This window comes from Streptomyces sp. sk2.1 (assembly GCF_008120935.1).
In the GTDB taxonomy this organism is placed as follows: Bacteria; Actinomycetota; Actinomycetes; order Streptomycetales; family Streptomycetaceae; genus Streptomyces.
In genome coordinates, this window is sequence record NZ_RDBO01000076.1 from 33,062 (window position 1) to 50,568 (window position 17,507).

11 protein-coding genes and 1 pseudogene are annotated in these 17,507 nt (G+C 71.2%); 7 read left to right on the top strand and 5 right to left on the bottom strand.

Annotation, left to right across the window (positions count from 1 at the left end; genetic code table 11):
- Window positions 1-1,187 (bottom strand): beta-ketoacyl synthase (locus tag EAO76_RS26990; RefSeq protein ID WP_148838587.1); only part of this gene is annotated, 1,187 nt, incomplete at its 3' end.
- A gap of 11 nt (window positions 1,188-1,198) precedes the next feature.
- Entirely contained in the window at window positions 1,199-2,419 is a 1,221-nt protein-coding gene (locus tag EAO76_RS26995) for an aminotransferase class I/II-fold pyridoxal phosphate-dependent enzyme (protein WP_148838541.1), read from the bottom strand.
- Between the two features lie 361 nt (window positions 2,420-2,780).
- Between EAO76_RS26995 and EAO76_RS27000 the strand changes: the two genes are divergently transcribed.
- Window positions 2,781-3,632, top strand: a complete 852-nt coding sequence (locus EAO76_RS27000; protein ID WP_148838542.1) for a bacterial transcriptional activator domain-containing protein — start codon at window positions 2,781-2,783, stop codon at window positions 3,630-3,632.
- Between the two features lie 300 nt (window positions 3,633-3,932).
- The gene (locus EAO76_RS47365; RefSeq protein WP_316248375.1) at window positions 3,933-7,859 is read left to right on the top strand and encodes a DNRLRE domain-containing protein; all 3,927 of its coding nucleotides are present in this window, start codon (window positions 3,933-3,935) and stop codon (window positions 7,857-7,859) included.
- A gap of 105 nt (window positions 7,860-7,964) precedes the next feature.
- Here EAO76_RS47365 and EAO76_RS27010 read toward each other — a convergent pair.
- A pseudogene (locus EAO76_RS27010) lies at window positions 7,965-8,243 on the bottom strand (transposase); the annotation flags it as partial.
- Window positions 8,244-8,380: 137 nt separating this feature from the next.
- Window positions 8,381-9,007: a hypothetical protein gene (locus EAO76_RS27015; protein ID WP_148838544.1), complete on the bottom strand. Its 627-nt coding sequence runs from the start codon at window positions 9,005-9,007 to the stop codon at window positions 8,381-8,383.
- Between the two features lie 463 nt (window positions 9,008-9,470).
- Between EAO76_RS27015 and EAO76_RS27020 the strand changes: the two genes are divergently transcribed.
- Together EAO76_RS27020 and EAO76_RS27025 are read left to right on the top strand one after the other, a co-directional pair.
- On the top strand, window positions 9,471-11,048 hold the full coding sequence (locus EAO76_RS27020; RefSeq protein WP_148838545.1) for an alpha/beta fold hydrolase: 1,578 nt from the start codon (window positions 9,471-9,473) through the stop codon (window positions 11,046-11,048).
- 346 nt (window positions 11,049-11,394) lie between these two features.
- The gene (locus EAO76_RS27025; RefSeq protein WP_148838546.1) at window positions 11,395-12,027 is read left to right on the top strand and encodes a LysE family transporter; all 633 of its coding nucleotides are present in this window, start codon (window positions 11,395-11,397) and stop codon (window positions 12,025-12,027) included.
- Between the two features lie 80 nt (window positions 12,028-12,107).
- On the opposite strand, the gene EAO76_RS27030 is transcribed toward EAO76_RS27025, so the two are convergent.
- Window positions 12,108-15,461, bottom strand: a complete 3,354-nt coding sequence (locus tag EAO76_RS27030) for a molybdopterin-dependent oxidoreductase (RefSeq protein WP_148838547.1) — start codon at window positions 15,459-15,461, stop codon at window positions 12,108-12,110.
- 550 nt (window positions 15,462-16,011) lie between these two features.
- Here EAO76_RS27030 and EAO76_RS27035 point away from each other — a divergent pair.
- From EAO76_RS27035 to EAO76_RS27045, 3 genes are all read left to right on the top strand, one after another.
- On the top strand, window positions 16,012-16,458 hold the full coding sequence (locus EAO76_RS27035) for a CBS domain-containing protein (protein WP_148838548.1): 447 nt from the start codon (window positions 16,012-16,014) through the stop codon (window positions 16,456-16,458).
- 244 nt (window positions 16,459-16,702) lie between these two features.
- Complete coding sequence (locus EAO76_RS27040) at window positions 16,703-17,062, top strand: peptidase inhibitor family I36 protein (protein ID WP_148838549.1); 360 nt, start codon at window positions 16,703-16,705, stop codon at window positions 17,060-17,062.
- 28 nt (window positions 17,063-17,090) lie between these two features.
- Window positions 17,091-17,426, top strand: a complete 336-nt coding sequence (locus EAO76_RS27045) for a hypothetical protein (protein WP_148838550.1) — start codon at window positions 17,091-17,093, stop codon at window positions 17,424-17,426.
- Window positions 17,427-17,507: the final 81 nt, after the last annotated feature.

Genomic DNA, 17,507 nt, shown 5'->3' on the forward strand with positions numbered 1-17,507 from the left:
GCTGGCTGGCGATGCGGGCCCGAGGCGATGGGGCGGGGTTCTCCGTGGACCACGTCGATGTCCATTCCTGGTTCGAGGCGTTCGTGGTTGGCGGTGGGCGGCACCTCTCGGGCCCGCATCGCCAGCACGGCGGCGATTGTCTCGACGGCACCCGCGGCGCCGATCAGATGGCCGATGACGCCCTTGGGGGCGGTGACCGGTGGGCCGGTGGTGCCGAACACCTTCGTCAGGGCGGCGGCCTCGGCCCGGTCGTTGTGCGGGGTCGACGTGCCGTGTGCGTTGACATGGGCGATGTCGGACGGGGCGAGACCCGCTTCGGCGAGGGCGGCGGCCATCGCACCGGCCGCGCCCGCGCCGTCCGGCAGCGGCATCGACAGGTGGTGGGCGTCGGAGGTGGCGCCGTACCCGGCGACCTCGGCGTAGGCGCGCGCGCCGCGCGCCCGGGCGTCGTCGGCCCGTTCCAGGACGACGAAGCCGGCCCCCTCCCCCATGACGAACCCGTCGCGGTCGGCGTCGAACGGCCGCGAGGCCCGGTCCGGCTCGTCGTTGCGCAGCGAGACGGCGTTCAGGTTGCCGAAGCCGGCCAGGGTGACCGGGGTCAGGGTGGATTCGCAGCCGCCCGCGACGACCACGTCGGCCCGGTGGGTCCGCAGCAGCAGCGCCGCCTGGCCGATGGCGTCGGCGCCGCTGGCGCAGGTGGTGGCGATGGTGGTGGCGGGTCCCGTCCAGCCCAGTCGCATGGCGATCTGCGCGGCGGCCGCGTTGGGCATGGTCATCAGCGGCATCAGCGGGTTGACCCGGTGCGGGCCGTCCGCGGTGAACAGCGCGGACTCCCGGTCGCTGGTGGCCCGCCCGCCGACCGCGTTGCCGACGACGACCGCGGTGCGGCCCGGGTCCGGGGCCGGGGAGCCGGCGTCCCGGTGGGCCGCCAGTGCGGCGGTCGTCCCGTACAGCGCGAACGGGTCCATCCGGCGGGCGTCCTTCGCGGGCACCAGGTCCATGGTGTCGAGGCCGCGGACCCGGCAGCCGATGCGCACCCGGTGGCGGGTCAGGTCGAGGTGGGTGAGCTCGGCCGCGGTGGACCGGCCGGCGCGCAGTCCGGCCCACAGCTCGTCGGGGGTGCAGCCCGCGGGGGTGACCACGCCGATGCCGGTGATCACGACCGCTGGTCCGGTGGAGGTCGCCATGGGGGTACGTCCTATCGGGCGGGGAGGATGCCGCACTCTCGGGCGGACTTGAGGAAGACCTCGGCGGCGAAGTCGATGTCGGCCTCCGTGTGGCGGGCCGTGACGGCGATCCGGAGCCGGGCGAGGTCGTTGGGGACGGCCGGGGTGACCACGGGCAGTCCGATGACGCCGTTGCGGCGGCAGGCGGTGGCAAGGTCGTACGCCGCCTCGTCCGAGCCGGCGATCAGCGGCAGGACCGCGGTCTCGCTGTCCTGGGTGCGCAGTCCCTCGGCGTTGATGAGGGCGCGCAGCCGTTCGGACTGGTGCTGGATGTGGGCGACCCGTTCCGGTTCGCGTTGCAGGATGCGCAGCGATTCCAGGGCGGCGGCGGCCTGGGCGGGGCCGAGGGCGGCGGAGAACAGGAACGGCCGTGCCGCGTACCGCAGATGGCCGATCAGCCGCTCGGGTCCCGCGACCCAGCCGCCCATGGAGGGGATGGCCTTGGAGAGCGTGCCGAGTTTGATGTCGACCTCGACGGCGTGGTCGAAGTGTTCCTCGATGCCGCGTCCGGTGGCGCCGATGACGCCGAGCGCGTGTGCCTCGTCGACCATCAGGAGGGCGTTGTGTTCGTCGCACACCTTGCGCAGTTCGGGCAGTGGGGCGATGTCGCCGTCCATGGAGTAGACGCTGTCGACGACGACGAGGCGTACGCCGTCGGGTCCGGCGGCCCGCAGCCTGCGGTCGAGGTGGTCGACGTCGTTGTGGCGGAAGCGGGTGACGGTGGCGCCGGAGAGGCGGCAGCCGTCGACGATCGAGGCATGGTCGTACTTGTCGATGAAGACGGTGTCGCCCGCGCCGACGAGGCCGCCCACGGTGCCGACATTGGCCGCGTAGCCGGAGCCGAAGACCATGGCCGTCTCGCGCCCGGCGAACCGGGCGACCTCGGCCTCCAGTTCCTCGTGCAGCGGAATGGATCCGGCCAGTGCGCGCACGCCGTGGTTGCCGGTCCCGTAGAGGTCGACGGCGGCCTTGGCGGCGGCGACGACGCGTTCGTCACCGGCGAGTCCGAGGTAGCTGTATCCGGACATCATCAGCAGTCGGCGTCCGTCGAGATCGGCGTGGGCGCTGTCGCGTTCGACGGTGTAGGCGACGAAACTGTTGCGGCGGTCGGGCTCCGATTCGAGCGCCCGCACCCGCCGCCGGGTGGCCGCCAGTTTCGGTTCGAGGCGTTCCCATGCTCCGGGTGCGTTCACGTGCGTCTCCTCTTCCACGGCTTCGTTCGGCTTCTTGCCCTTGTCCCAACGCGACGTCATTTCTAGGGGGCGGCCGCAAGGCGCGCGCAATACGGGCACGGATGGCTCGAATTTCATTCGCGAAAAGGTCGAGCGATAAGCCGCCAAATACCGGAAGGGACGGTTCCGAGTATTCGCCCGGGTATGTTTACGGCCACGGTTGAACAGGCCGACTGACCGCCGGTACGGTCGAATGCACGGGAAAGAGAATGTAAAAGGGGTGACGATCCTGTGATCGTCCCCGAAATGGTCCACGATCCATTCCGTGCCGCACCCACGCGCTTTCGGCCAGGGGAGCCGCCGATGTCTTGGGGAGCCAGATTTGCTGATCAGACTCGTAGGACTCGTCACCATCGAGCACGACGGAACCCCGCCCCAGCACCTGTCGAGCGCCCAGGCCCAGGTGGCCTTCGCCCGGCTGGTCCTGGAACGCTTCTCGGGAACCGGCCGCGACCAGCTCGCCGACACCGTGTGGCCGGACGGACTGCCCGAGACCTGGGCATCGGCCCTGCGCAGCGTCGTCAGCCGGGTGCGCGCCTATGTCAGCGACCCGCGCCAGAAACCGGGCGGGACCCCGCTGGTCGCCCACAGCGGGCGCTATCTGCTGCGGCTGCCCGGCGACGCGGCGGTCGACCTGGAGGCGGCCGACGCGGCGGTCACCGAGGCGCAGGACGCGTTCGCGGAGCACGCCTATCCCGTGGCACAGCAGCTCGCCGCCGGGGCGGTGTCCAATCTGCGCGGCTCGTTCCTGCCGGCGCACGACGGGGAGTGGGTCAGCAGCGTCCGGGAACGGGTTGAGGAACTACGCCTGAACGCACTGGAGTTGGCGAGTCTCTCCGCCTCGGCCCTGGGCGACGAGCACCACGGGGTGCGGTACGCGGACGAGGCGGTGCGCCGTGCGCCGTTCCGGGAGAGCGCCTACCGCTGCCGGATGGCGGCGTACGCCTCGGCCGGCAACCGGGCGGACGCCCTGCGCGCGTACCAGCAGTTGCGCGAGGTGCTGGCCGAGGAGCTCGGCATCGACCCGGCGGCCGAGACCCAGGCGGCGTACCTGAACCTGCTGCGGGCCGTCGGCCCCACCCTCCAGGCCCGACCGCCCCGTTCGATCCGCCGCTCCGGCACCCTGGACCCGCTCCTGATGGGCGCCTTCGAGGCCCTTCCCCCGCCGAGGTAGCCGTACGCCCCCGGCGGGAACGGCCCTGCCGGGGGCGTACGGCGGACCCTGCCGGGGAGGGCGCGACAGGCCGCACCGGTCCCCGACTCCCGTTCTCCCGCGGCCAAACCCACCGTCCGCCGGTTGCCACAGGACCTGCACGGCCGTCAGAAAACCTTCATGGAATGCGCACTTCCATCGGGCAACCATGTCGGTGGTCACTCGGAATATTTCATTCCGTCCACAGGATTTGTCTGGACCACCGTTAGCGTCCCTCTGTGATCCTGCCGAACGGCAGGGTCCGGAAAGGACGACTCACCCATGTCCAGACATACGGCCGGACGTCCCGGCCCACGGCGCCGAAGAGCGCGCATCGCCCTGGCGTCCGCCCTGGTACTGGCGGCCGAGGCCGCCTTCATATCCGGCCAGACGGCCGTGGCCGCGCCGGACGGACCGACCGCACCGGCCGCCGCCGTCTTTGCCAAGTCCCCCTCCCAGAAGGAGATATGGGAGTCGGACCTGGCGTGGGCGGCCGAGCACGCGAAGGGCTCGACGGCCTGGGCCGTCACCCGGGCGAAGAAGACCGGGAAGAAGGTCGTCGTCACCGACGAGACGACCCCCACCACCTACACCGTCGCCAACCCGGACGGCACCCTCACCACCGAGCTGACCGCCGGCCCCGAACGGGTCTGGAAGAACGGCGCGTGGCGGAAGGCCGACGCCACTCTCACCGAGGCCGCCGACGGCAGCGTCGTCCCCAAGGCGCACCCGGGCGGTCTGCGACTGGGCGGCGGGAGCGGCACTCCTCCGAAGTCGCTGCGCGCCGCGCAGGACGCCCCCGCCCGTGACCTGGTCACCCTGGGCAGCGGCGACAGCGAGGTGACCCTCCGGTGGAAGGGCGGTCTGCCGAAGCCCGAACTGGACGGCACCCGCGCCCGGTACAGGAACGCCGTGCCCGGCGCCGACGTCGTCGTCGAGGCCACCCGCACCGGCTTCGAGCAGTTCGTCGAGATCGGCGAACGGCCCACCGGCGCCTACTCCTACACCCTGCCGGTCAGGGCGAAGGGCCTGAAGGCGAAGGCGAACGAGGACGGTTCGGTCACCTTCACCGATGCCGGAACCGGTGCCCGGCGCGCCACCATGCCCGCCCCGGTCATGTGGGACTCGGCTGTCGACAAGCGCTCCGGCGAACACACCAACCGGGCACGCGTCGACATGAAGGTGGTCCCCAGGGGCGCCGGCGAGGTCGATCTGGTCGTCACCCCCTCGGCCGAGTTCCTCGCCGACCCGAGGACGAAGTACCCGGTCACCGTCGACCCCTCCACCTCCGCGCTGTCGAACACCTTCGACACCTACGTGCAGCAGGGCGAGACCGTCGACTGGTCCAACGACACCGAACTCGACTTCGGCAACCCGGGAACGAAGAACCCCGACGGCACCCCGCGCACCGCACGCTCGTTCATCACCTGGAACACCACGCCGATCCAGGACGCGCTGATCGTCGACACCAACCTGGCGCTGTGGAACTTCCACTCCGGCAACACCGACTGCGTCGCGCAGAAGTGGACCGTCTGGGACACCGGCGCCCCCTCCACGTCCTCGCGCTGGGCCTCGCAGCCCGACTGGAAGCAGGAGTACCACTCCTCCACCCAGACCAAGGGCAACCCGGACTGCGCCGCCACCCAGCCCGACGGGTGGATCAACGCCGACGTCGACACCCTCGTCCAGTCCTGGGCCTCGGCCAAGGCCACCCGCGGCCACATGGGTCTGCGCGCGGCGACCGACGACATCAAGGCCTGGAAGCGGGTCAACTCCGCGAACAACACGGCCAACCAGCCCAAGCTGTCGGTCACCTACAACTACCGCCCCTCGGACGGCACGAACCGGCAGGCCGGCGCGCCGTTCAAGTCGTACGCGGGCGTGTGGGCGGTCAACACCACCACCCCGACCCTGCGGGACACGTTCACCGACCCCGACGGGGACAAGGTCAACGGCACCTTCCAGGTCTACGACGCCGCCACCAACACCCCGATCACCACGCCCGCGGGCGAGGGGCTGATCGTGTCCGACTTCGTCGACTCGGGCAAGCCGGCCTCCGTCACCGTCCCGGCCGGACAGTTGAAGGACGGCAGGACGTACAAGTTCCGTACGAACGCCTACGACGGAACCCACTACAACCTCAGCTGGTCCCCCTGGACCCAGTTCGTCGTCGACACCACCGCACCCGGTGAGCCGCAGACCATCGCCTCGGCCACCTACCCGGACGACGGCAACGGCGGCGGCGTGGGAGTGCCGGGATCCTTCGACGTCGACACCGGTGACGCCGGCGCCCGTGAGATCCGCTACCGGCTCGACGCCGATCTCGTCGAGGACGCCGACTCCGCCCTGCTGGACGGCACCGAAGGCGGCGAGGACAACGGCGGTACCGGTGCACCGCGGTTGGCGGCCGCCGACTGGCAGTCCGTGCCCACGGCCGGCACCACCGGATCGTTCTCGGCCACCCCGGACCGGGTCGGCGCCCACCACGTGGAGGTCGCCACCGTGGACCGGGCCGACAACGTCGGCACCGCCGGCACCTACGGCTTCCTCGCCGGCGGACAGGTCCGCACCAACCACGTGGTGAACATCAAGCTGCCGGACAAGCCGGCCTACAACGACGGCAAGTTCAAGGCCACCGGCGAGTGGCAGCTGATCCCCGGTTACGGCACCCGCGTCGCGAAGCTGAGCCGCGCCGGCGAGGAGAACTGCACCGACCGGGCGGACGGCACCGTGATGTGCGCGAAGATCAAGCCCGTGCACGCCGAGGGCGGCAGGGCCACCAAGCCGTCCATCGTCACCGAACGGCTCTCCGACACCCCGCAGCCGAGCAGCGCCCTGGCCACCGAGGAGCTCGTCCCGGCGTGCTCGGGGCTCAACCCCGACGGCACGCCGAACCCCGACGAGGCGCTGTGGGGCTGGTTCAGCCGCACCGAGATGTGCATGGCTGCCTACTACGAGTACTACACCTACGACAAGAAGACGAAGGTGCGCCTGTCGCAGGCCGACTTCTTCATCGACGTGCAGATCAAGCTCGACACCAAGAGCCCGGACATGAAGTACTGGGCGCGGATCCGGCCGAAGAGCTCGCCTCCGCCCACCCCGGCGATGAAGAACGACATCACCATCCGCTTCGATCCCCGGTGTGACTTCGGCTGCACGGGCGCCGGCACCAACTTCGCCTGGGACGGCTCGATGACGTGGAAGGGCGCCAAGGAGTACGACGCCCACGAAGTCACCGGGCAGGCCACCCTCACCTACGACGTGCAGAACGACATGAACGGCGGCGCCAACGGCTCCGGCTGGGACGGCAAGTCCCGCAAGGACTCCATCCGCTCGCGGGAGTTCCCCGTCGGCTTCATCGGCCCGGAGTTCTCCGGCGCCTCCGGCGACGACGACACCGACCTCGGGCTGAACGGCGACAACCTGTTCCAGTCCAGGTCGCGCTGCGACTTCGCCGATGTCGGCCTGCCGCCCGGCTGCGTGTTCCAGGAGTACGCACCCGGCTACACCATCAAGTCCAACGAGTTCCCGGCCGCCGCCGCGCACATCTACCTGATCCGCTCGAAGATGGGTCTGAAGAACAACGGCGACGCCAACACCGGGCCGGGCAGCAACCCGTTCCACCCCCTGCACTACCTGCCCATGTCCAGCAAGCCGGAACACAAGGACAATCAGCGCAACGAATGGGACCGGGGGGCCAACCAGAACCGCAACAAGATCTGCGGCCGCTCCGGACAGTACGGCTTCCAGCCGCACAAGCTGACCAAGGGCGCCATCAAGCAGTACGCCCACCCCAAGAGGGACGTCGCCTCGTGTGACGAGTACTCCTTCAACGCCACCTACGAATCCGCCGGCATGCCCGCGTCCATGATGCCGTCCGGAGCGACCTCCAACGAGGTGGCCAACGGGGCGGTCTGCGTGCAGACCTACGAGGGCAAGGCCGCCGACGGGAAGATCTACCTGCGGGACGACGGCCGCTACCCCGAGCCGGACTGGAAGAACGTCTCCTGCGGGCGCTCGTCGATGGCCCTGTCGGTGAACTCCGGCGCGATGCGTCCGTTCTCCGCCTTCGCCAAGGCTTACCGCATGCTCGACGCGGACCCGTACTACGTGTACGCGCCCCTGGCCGACATCGGCTGCGACGACGCGGTCCAGAAGGAGATCGTGGAGTGCGAGATCACCGACCTCGACCCTGACCTCATCCCGTAGTCACCCGCCAAGAGCCGTGTGGCGTCCCGAGCCCTCCGGGGCATCGGGGCGCCACACGCCTGTCGGGGTCCCGGTGTCGGGAGGGGCTCTACTGACTTCGGCTCGTCAGGGTGAGGTCGGGGTGTCGAGGGTCAGGCCGGTGCCGGCTATGAAGCCGTCGAGGGTGTCGGGGCGGTACTGCAGGCGCTTGAGCCGGTTGCGGACGAGGGCCTCGAGTCGGTCGAGGGCCATGACGGCGAGGTTGGCCAGGCTTCGTTTGACGTGCGCCCAGACCCACTCGACGGGGTTGAGGTCGGGCGAGTAGGCGGGAAGCAGGAACACCGTCAGCCATGCACGCTCGGCGATCAACTCGCGCATGGCGTGGGAGACGTGGGTGTTCAGGCGCATCCGCACCGACTCCCGACGCACCCGTCCCGCAACGGTCAGCCCGCCCCCATCCGAATACCTCACACACCATCGAATACAGCCACCACACCAAGCCCATCAGGGACTTCGGGAAAGTTCACCCTGACGAGCCGAAGTCAGTAACGCAGCGGCGCCCAGTTCGCCACGAGGACCTCCCCCGGGTCCTGCCAGACCAGGGCCCCGTCGGCCAGGCCGGGAACCGTTCCCGAACGGCCCGGCGAGGGCATCAACGCTCCCCGGCCGTCCTTGACCGCCTCCACCACCGCTGCCAGCAGATCGACGAAGGACATTCCCCCGGGCTCCTCCGGGGCGTCCTCCATGGACCAGGCGCCGAGTCGTCCACTGCCGCAGTCGATGGTGGAGCCCATCCAGGGCTCGTTCACCTCGTTCGTGGTCAGCGGAAGCCACAACCGGCCCCACTCCTCAGAGAACGAATCGCACAGGTCATCGTGGATGTCGGCAGCCGTCGCCACCGGCAGCAACGCGTGCCGGTCCAGGAACAGGCCCGCACCCGAGTCGTCGTCATCGGCCACGCCGTCGTTGACGGCCCACACCTCGCGCAGCCCAGCATCCAGAGCGAACCCCATGCGCGCCTCCACCCGGGCCAGTGCCTCCTCGCCGGCACCGGGTCGAAGACAGGCCGCCGAAGCGGGGGCATGCTCGGCAAGCCAGGCGGTCAGCTCCCGCCACAGCGCCGCGGCCCGTCCGGCGTCGTCGTCGCCCACGTCTTGTCGATCACTCATCCCGCCAACCTATCGGCGGGCAGGAGCGACCCGCCATGAGGAGCATCACGCCCGCCCTCGCCGTCATCACCATCGCTGCCGCGGTCCCTGCCGGTACCGCTGGGGCGAGTGCCCGCAGCAGCTGCGACGCCTGGACGAAGAGCCATGTCTCCTGGATCTTCTCCGGCTTCCGGCCGAGTCGGCCGGGTGGTCCTCCATCCAGTCGAGGGACGTACGTGTACCGGCAACGGGGAACCGCAGGGGGCCGCCCGCGGATCCGGGGTCCAGTGCTCGGAGTTCCCGTCGCGTCCGGGGCGGAGGTAGTGCGCAGGGTGCACGTCGGCGGCCCGTCCTGCTGCGCCTGACGTACCGGCGTTTCGTGTCGCACGGCGATGCGCGCGGGCGGGGTGCGCTGGAAGGCTCGACCTGCCCGGCCCGGACGCTCCCCGGACCGGCCGTGTCCATCACTGTCAGGAGAAGCACCATGATCACCCCCGGCACCGCCGTACGGCGCGCCTCGGCCGTAGGACTCGTCCTCGCCGCCGGCCTCACCACCGGCCTGGCCGCGCCACCCGCCGCCACCGCCGCGACGCCCGCGGCCGCCGACGCGGCCCCTTCGGCCGGGCTCGGCCGCTACTACCAGCAGCGCCCCCACTGGCACCGCTGCGCCCGGGATGCGGACGACGGGACGGGCCGTGCCCTCGACGTCGCGGGCGCACGCTGCGCGGACGTGACCGTACCGCTCGACTACGGCAAGCCCCGCGGCCGGACCATCACCGTCGCCATATCCCGCCTGCGGGCCACCGACACCCGCCACCGGATCGGCTCCCTCCTGATCAACCCCGGCGGTCCGGGCGGTCCGGGCCTCGGCACGGGGCTCGTCGTGCGCCCCGTGATGAAGGAGACCGGCGCCCGCTACGACCTGATCGGCATGGACCCGCGCTTCACCGGCCGCAGCACCCCCCTGGACTGCGGCCTGTCCTCCGGCCCCGGCCTGCTCTCGGCCGGCCCGGACCGAGCCGGATTCGACCGCCAGGTGGCCCGTGCCAGAAGCGTCGCGGAACAGTGCCGGGCCACCAACAGTGCCGTCCTGCCGCACGTCACGACACGCAACACCGCCCGCGACATCGACGTCGTCCGCAGCGTCCTCGGTGAGCGGAAGATCTCCTACCTGGGCTTCTCCTACGGCACGTACCTGGGCACGGCCTACACCCAGATGTTCCCCAAGCGCTACGACCGGGTGGTCCTCGACAGCGCCCTGGACCCCGACCGCTACAACCCCCGCCTCCTGAAGGGCGCCGACGCCGAGAACGAGAAGGCGTACGACGACTGGGCCGAGTGGACGGCCGCGCGCCACGACACCTACGGACTCGGCCGCACCCGCGAAGAGGTGCGCGCCACCCTCGACGACGTGATCGCCGCCTCCGCCCGCGAACCGCTCACCGTCGGCACCGATCCCGACGTCTTCCGCCTCGACGGCAGCCAGGTGCCCGCCCTGCTCTTCACCGAACTCGCCGACGAGACCGACCCGGCGCGGGCCTCCCTGGCCGAGCACATGTCCCTGCTCGCCCGGGCCGCCGAAGGCCGCCCCACCACCTTGTCGCCCGCCTTCGCCGACCTGCTGCGCAGCGTGTTCACCCCCGCCGGTTCCTCCGTGGCCAGCGCCCAGACCGCGATCCTGTGCGGCGACGTCGCCGCCCCGCGCGACCCCGAGACGTACTGGCGCGACATCGAACGGGGCCGCGCCGCCCACCCGTTGTTCGCCCCGCTGACCGAGAGCATCACCCCGTGCGCCTTCTGGGAGCGCCCCCGGGAGGCACCCGTCCGGGTCCGGCGCGACACCCGGGCCCTGATCGTCGCCTCCACCGGTGACCCCCGCGTCCCGTACACCAACAGCGTCGCCCTGCACGACCGTCTGCCCGGCTCCCGCCTCCTCACCCTCGCCGGAGCCAACCAGCACGTCAATTACGGCGTCTACGGCAACGCCTGCATCGACTCCACCGTCAACTCCTACCTCGCCACCGGCCACCTGCCCGCCCGCGACCGCACCTGCGCCAAGTAGCCCGGCACCGGAACAGGGGCCGGTCCTGCGGGTGGTGTGCCGCGGACATCACCGGGCGCGGGCACCGAGGCCGGGCCGCAACAGCACCCTGCAGCGGCCCGGCTCACCGCAACTGCGCGGGGCGGCACAGAGATCGGTTGAGGGTATCGGGCGGTGAGCAGCGCAGTATCCTCCGTCCGCGCCGGGGCAGCCGTTCAATCGGGTTGCCCGGCCGGCCGGGCAACCCCGAGAATCCACCCATGACCACGACGACTGCTTTCCTGCTGCCGATGCCCGCCTCCGCCGCCGTTGCGGGACCGGGCCGACAGCAGTCCGGCTGTCCGGGAAGGTCGACTCCGCATCGCGCATGAGCACGGCCCTGGTCGCCGGTCTCCTGGCCGGTTACGGCATCGCCATGCCGGTGGGAGCGGTCGCGACGTATCTCGTGGCCCTCACCGCGCGGACGTCGTTGCGGGTCGGTGCCTGTGCCGCTCTGGGCGTCGCGACCGCCGACGGCCTGTACGCGCTGGTCTCGATGGTCGGGGGCTCGACGCTCGCGCCCGTCATCGGGCCGATCGCGCTGCCCCTGCGTCGGGCCTCGGCCGTGGTGCTCCTCGCTCTGGCGTGCCGGAGCGCGGTGACGGCCGTCGCCATGTACCGCAGGCGGCAGGACGTGGGTGGGGTGAACCGCGAACCGATGAGTCCGGTGCGGGCGTATCTCGGGTTCCTGGGCATCACACTGATGAACCCGATCACCGTGATCTATTTCGCGGCCCTGGTGCTCGCCGGCCAGGGTGCCGCCGCACCGGATCACTGGGACAAGGCCGTGTTCGTCCTGGCGGCCTTCGCGGCCTCCGCCAGTTGGCAACTGCTGCTCGCCGGCGGCGGAGCCCTGCTCGGCCGTGTGCTGACGGGACCTCACGGCCGTTTGTCCACCGCCCTGGTGTCCAGTGCCGTGATCGTCGGTCTCGCCGCCCACCTGCTGGTGTCCCAGCCGTGAACGACGAGCCGACGCGACCCGCCCGGCTCGGCCGGGCGCCGGAAGGGGCGTCCGGTCACGCCACCCGGAACCGGGCGGCCTCAGACGTCGAGCACGACGTCCGTGACCGGCACCGCCCGGCAGGTCAGCACCCGGTCGTCGGGCAGGTCCTCGGCCGGGGCCACCAGGTGGGCGACCTGTCCGCTCAGGACGGTGACGGCGCAGCTCTCGCACTGTCCCAGGCGGCAGCCGTTCGGCAGCTTCAGCCCTGCCTTCTCACCGAGTTCGAGCAGTGTGCCGTCCGCCCGGGTCCAGGTCAGTTCGCGTTCCGAGCGGGCGAAGCGCACGGTCGCGGTGGCGTCCGCCGGGACCTCGACGTTCCGCGTGGCGACCTGGAACCTCTCGGCGAAGACGTCGAAGCCCGGCACTCCGCGCGCCTTCAGTCCGGCGGTGACGTCATCGATCATCTCCTGGGGCCCGCACAGGTAGAAGCGGGCGCGGCGGCGGATCAGTTCCTCGTCGATCCCGTCGGCGGTGATCCGGCCGCGGACCGGGTGATGCGCGCCCTCCACGTCCTCGACTGCCGGGCGGCTGTAGTGGTCGATCACCGTCAACTGCGGTATCGCTCCGGCCAGTTCCCGAAGCCGGTCCGCGAACGCGTGGGTCCTGTTGTTGCGGTTGCCGTAGTGCAGGACCACCTCGGGGACCGAACCGCCGGTGGACGCGAGCGTTTCGAGGTAGCCGAGGAAGGGGGTGATGCCGACGCCGGCCGCGAGCAGCACCACCGGTTGGTCGTGGTCGACCGGGATGGCGAACAGGCCGGAAGGAGCGGTCACCCGTACCCGGGTCCCGGCGGTGAGACGGTGCGCGAACGGGGAGAACGCGCCGCCCTCGATCCGCCGGACGGCCAGCCGGTACGTCATGAGGTCGTCGCCCCGGGCCACGCCGGTCAGCGAGTACGCCCGGGTGATGTCGGGGGAATCGGCGACGGCGACGGTGACGTGCTGACCGGGGCGGAACTCCGGCAGCGGGCCGCCGTCGGCCGGGCGGAGCAGCAACTCCCTTACGTCCTCGGTCGCTTCGTCGGTCGATTCGACGACGAACTCGCGCGGGCCGGACCATGTCACGGTCGGTACGGGGCGGATGTCGCAGGCCGTCGAGCGCAGTGGCACCGAACCGCTGATCGGGTCGTGCGCGGTGTCGCCGACGAGCAGGTTGTAGTTCTGTCCGCCGTCGGCCAGCGGGTCCGATCCGGGCAGTGCCAGGTCGGGGGTGCTCTGCCACCACCCGTATTCGGCGACCACCGTGTCGGGGTGCAGGCCGGGGTCCACCCGGGCGCGCATCCGCACGGTGGCGTTGCGTGTCGTGATCTCCACCAGGCCGCCGTCGGTGATGCCCCGGTCCGCGGCGACCTGTTCGCCGATCTCGACGAGGGGTTCGGGCGAGCGTCTGCGCAGCGACGACAGTCCGCGGTGCTGGCTGTGGCAGAAGTACCCGTTCTTGGCGCAGCTCAAGGTCAGCGGGAAGTCGGGGTCGGTGGGCGCGCCGTCGGATTCGGGCACCGGGGAGTAGCCGTGGTCGAGCAGCCGTTGCGAGTACAGCTCCACCCGCCCGGTCGGGGTGGCGAATCCGGTGACCCGCCCGTCGGGCGTGGTCTCGGCGTACTTCCGGTACCGCATCGGCAGTGGCAGGTCCAGGCCGCCGGGAACCGCGCGCAGGTCGTCCACGGTGAGGCCGAGGGGTTCGAGCTGGTGGTTCCAGGCCGCCTGGACGTCCCCGTCGAAGAACTCGTCCCCGAGGCCGAGGCGGCAGGCGAGGTCGAAGACGATGTCGAGGTCGGAGCGGGATTCGCCGAGCGGGTCGAGCATGCGGGGGCGCAGTTGCACGCGTTGCTGGGCGCGTCGGGAGATCTCGAAGCCGGCGCGCAGCCCTTCCCGTTCCCAGGGGGTGTTGGCGGGCAGGAGGATGTCGGCGAACCGGGAGGTGGGGTTCTCGAACAGGTCGATGTGCACGCCGAATTCGAGCTGTCGCAGGGCCTCGGCGGTGCGTATCGGGTCGGGTTGCGACAGCAGCAGGTTGCCGCCGAAGGAGACCAGGGCGCGTACGCGGTACGGGTCTCCTTCGGTGATCGCCCTGCACAGGGTCCGTGCGGAGATCCAGCCGGAGGCCGGGGGGCCGAGGGGGTGTTCGGCGAGGCCCAGCGCCTTCGCCGCCTGCTCGGGCGCGGGCGGCAGGGACACCTTGGCGGTCGGTTGCTGCGGCAGGACGACGTTCCCGCCGGGGGCGTCGTAACAGCCGGTGAGCGCGTACAGGGTGGCGATGGCGCGTTCGGTCTGTGTCGCGTCGACGTGCTGGCCGACTCCGGTCCAGGTTCCGTAGCTGACCGCGCGCGAGGTGGCCAGGTCGTCGGCGAACGCGATGAGCGTGTCGGTGTCCACCCCGGTCACCGACGACGTGCGTTCCAGCGGCCAGGCCGCCGCGGCGTCGAGGTAGTGCTGGAACGCCGGCCGGCAGGTGACCGTTCCGGAGCGGGTGCGGACCCGGTGGGTGCCGCGCAGGGCGAATCGCTGCGGGGCGGGGGCGGCCCGGGTGGTGTCGTAGGGCTCGGGCCGGCCGCCGTGCTCGTCCCACACCACGTGGCCGACGCCGTCGGGGGTCAGTTCGTCGGCCCTCAGGAAGCGGCCGTCGTCGTCGCGCACCAGCAGCGGCCCGTTGCTCCAGGCCCGCAGGAACTCCTGGTCGCCGCCGTGGCGGCGCAGCACGAGGTCGGCCAGTCCGAGGGCGAGGGCGCCGTCGGTGCCCGGTCGTACCCGCAGCCAGTGGTCGGCCTGCATCGCGGCGGCCGTCCGGCGCGGGTCGACGACGGCGAGGCGGGCCCCCCGTGCGCGTGCCTCGGCCAGGGCCGCCGACCGGGACAGCCAGGTCTTGGCGGGATTGTGCCCCCACATCACGGTCAGGTCGGTGTGGGGGAAGTCGGGTGCCGGCTGGGCGCTGCCGAAGGTGAAGGCGTGGGCGAAGTCCTTGTGCCAGTTGCAGATCTCGGTCGAGTAGCAGATGTTCGGGCTGCCGTAGAGGTGGACGAACCGCTCCACCCATTCGAGGGCATCGCTCATCGGCGTGCCGCTGGGCGAGGTCACCGAGAAGGCGACGGACTCCGGCCCCGAGGTGTCGCGGAATTCCGCGAGCCGGGCGCCGATCTCCGTCATCGCCTCCTCCCAGCCGATCTCCCGCCATTTGGGGTCGGGGTCGGTCCGCGGTGTGGTGCGGCGCAGCGGCCGGGTGAGACGGGCCGGACTGTGCACGAGTTCGGGCGCCGCCCGCCCCTTGGGGCACAGCGCCGCGCCCGTGGGGTGGTCCGGGTCCGGGCGCACGCCGACCATGGCCCCCGATTCGATGGTGTAGATCGCGCCGCAGCGTGACTTGCAGAGGGTGCAGTAGCCACGTGCCTCGGTCATCGTCCGCTGTCTCCCCTTGTGGTGGTCGGGCATCGGGATCCGGTGTGCCGGAACGGTACGGAGGGTTCGATCCGGGCCGTCCGGGCCGTCCGGGCCGGGAACGGGTCCGGTTGGCTCCTCCGCACTCCTGGATACCCTGATGGGGTATCAAGAAGTACACCCCCCGGGGGTAATGCTGCAAGCTTTTGATCACGGCTCGACCGATGAGGAACGAATGAGGGAGAATGTTTCAGCCAACCTGGATACCACCTAGGGGTATGTAGACTGAATCGGGGAACATACCCCCCGTCCGTATACACAGGGAGCTCGCCGCATGTCCGAAGTCGCGGAACGAACGCAAGCACCGAAACTCCGCTCGGCCGTTGCCGCCGCGGTCACGTCCCAGGCCGGGCGGGCCGTTCTCCAATGCCTCGCCGCTTGTGCGCTGCAGGCCCTCCAGAACCGGGGGACGGCGTGCGGCTGCGCCCGGCCGAAGTAGAGCGGCGGAAGGCGCCCCGATGAGCACCGACGCGCCCGGCGCCCGCCGGTCCGGGCGAGGTGGGCCGGACCGATGAACACCGGGACGGGACCGATGGGCACCGGGACGGACACCGCCGTCGTGGACTCGATGCACACCTTCCCCAAGACCTCCCCTCCGTCGACGACGGTCGGGCAGGCGCGGGAGCTCTTCGGGAACGACAAGGTGCACGCCCTGCTGGTGGTCGACGACGACGTGCTGATCGCGGTCGTCGAGCGGCCCGACCTGGTGGGGCGGGACGACCACGAGCCGGTCGCCCCGGCGGGACGGCTCGGCGACCGGGTGGTCGCGCCGTCCGCCGGGCTGCGCGAGACGTGGGACGCGATGGTCGCCGCGGGGCGCCGGAGAGTCGCCGTCACCACCGAGGGCGACCGACTGGTCGGCCTGCTCTGCCTGAAGAGCTCGGGACTCGGCTTCTGCTCCGACGCCGGCGTACGGGCACGGGCCGAGGAACGCGCGGCCGGGGCACGGGGCCGATGACGCCCACCGAGGGGCGCCGACCACCGACCCTGCCCCCGAACTCCCGGATCCCGAACTCCCGAGCCCCTGAAGGGCATGTGCGCGCGAGTCGCGCAGGGGGCGCGGAGCGCACTCCCGGCAGAGGGCGCACTTCCGGACCCACCTGATGCGCCTGTCACGGAAAGTGTTCGAGCGATACCTTTGAGTGACAGTGACGGTCGGCCGGATTCGGTCGGCCGCACAACCGACACCCAGGGGTTCCACCATGCGCAAACGCGCGGTCCTTCTTGCCGTCTGCACCCTGATCGGCACACTCGGCGCCGCTGCCCCGCCCACCCGGGCCGGCGGCTTCGAGCGTTGCCCCGCGGCGCGCCTGTGCCTGTTCGCCAATGTCGACGGCACGGGGACGATGGCCTACTTCGCCTCGGGGTCGCCCGATCTCGCCCAGCAGGCCATCGACAACGACACCTCGGCCTACTGGAACCGGACCGGGGCCAACTGGGACGTCTTCGACCTGCCGAACTACCGGGAGCGCATCTACACACTGTGGGCGGACGAGACCGAACCGGTCCAGCTCAACCACATGTCCTGGGAGGACAGCTACTCCTCGCTGCGGCGGCAGTGACGCACTCACCGGAGAAAGAGGAAGCACCATGAACATCACACGTTCCACCGCCGTCCGGACCACCGCGGCGGCACTGACCCTGCTGGGCGCTCTGGCCGCTTCGGCACCGGCGGTCGCTGCGGATCCTCCGCAGGGCGACTTCACCGCCACCGGGGTCCGCATCCACAGCGGTTACACGCTCGACTCACCGGTCCGGGGACACGGCAATCCGGGCGACGGGTACACCTGGATGGGCGGCCAGAGCACGGGCGCCGACGAGGTGCGGTGTCCCGACGGCCAGGTCAAGGACCACTGGACGTACGTCCACAACAACAGAACGGGCGTCGAGGGCTACGTCTCGGACTGCTTCATCCGGGAGAACTGACCGCGCCCGCCCACGCGCAGGCGCCCGGCCGGGAGAGCCCGGCCGGGCGCCTGCGTGAACCACTCGGGGCCGGTGGACCCG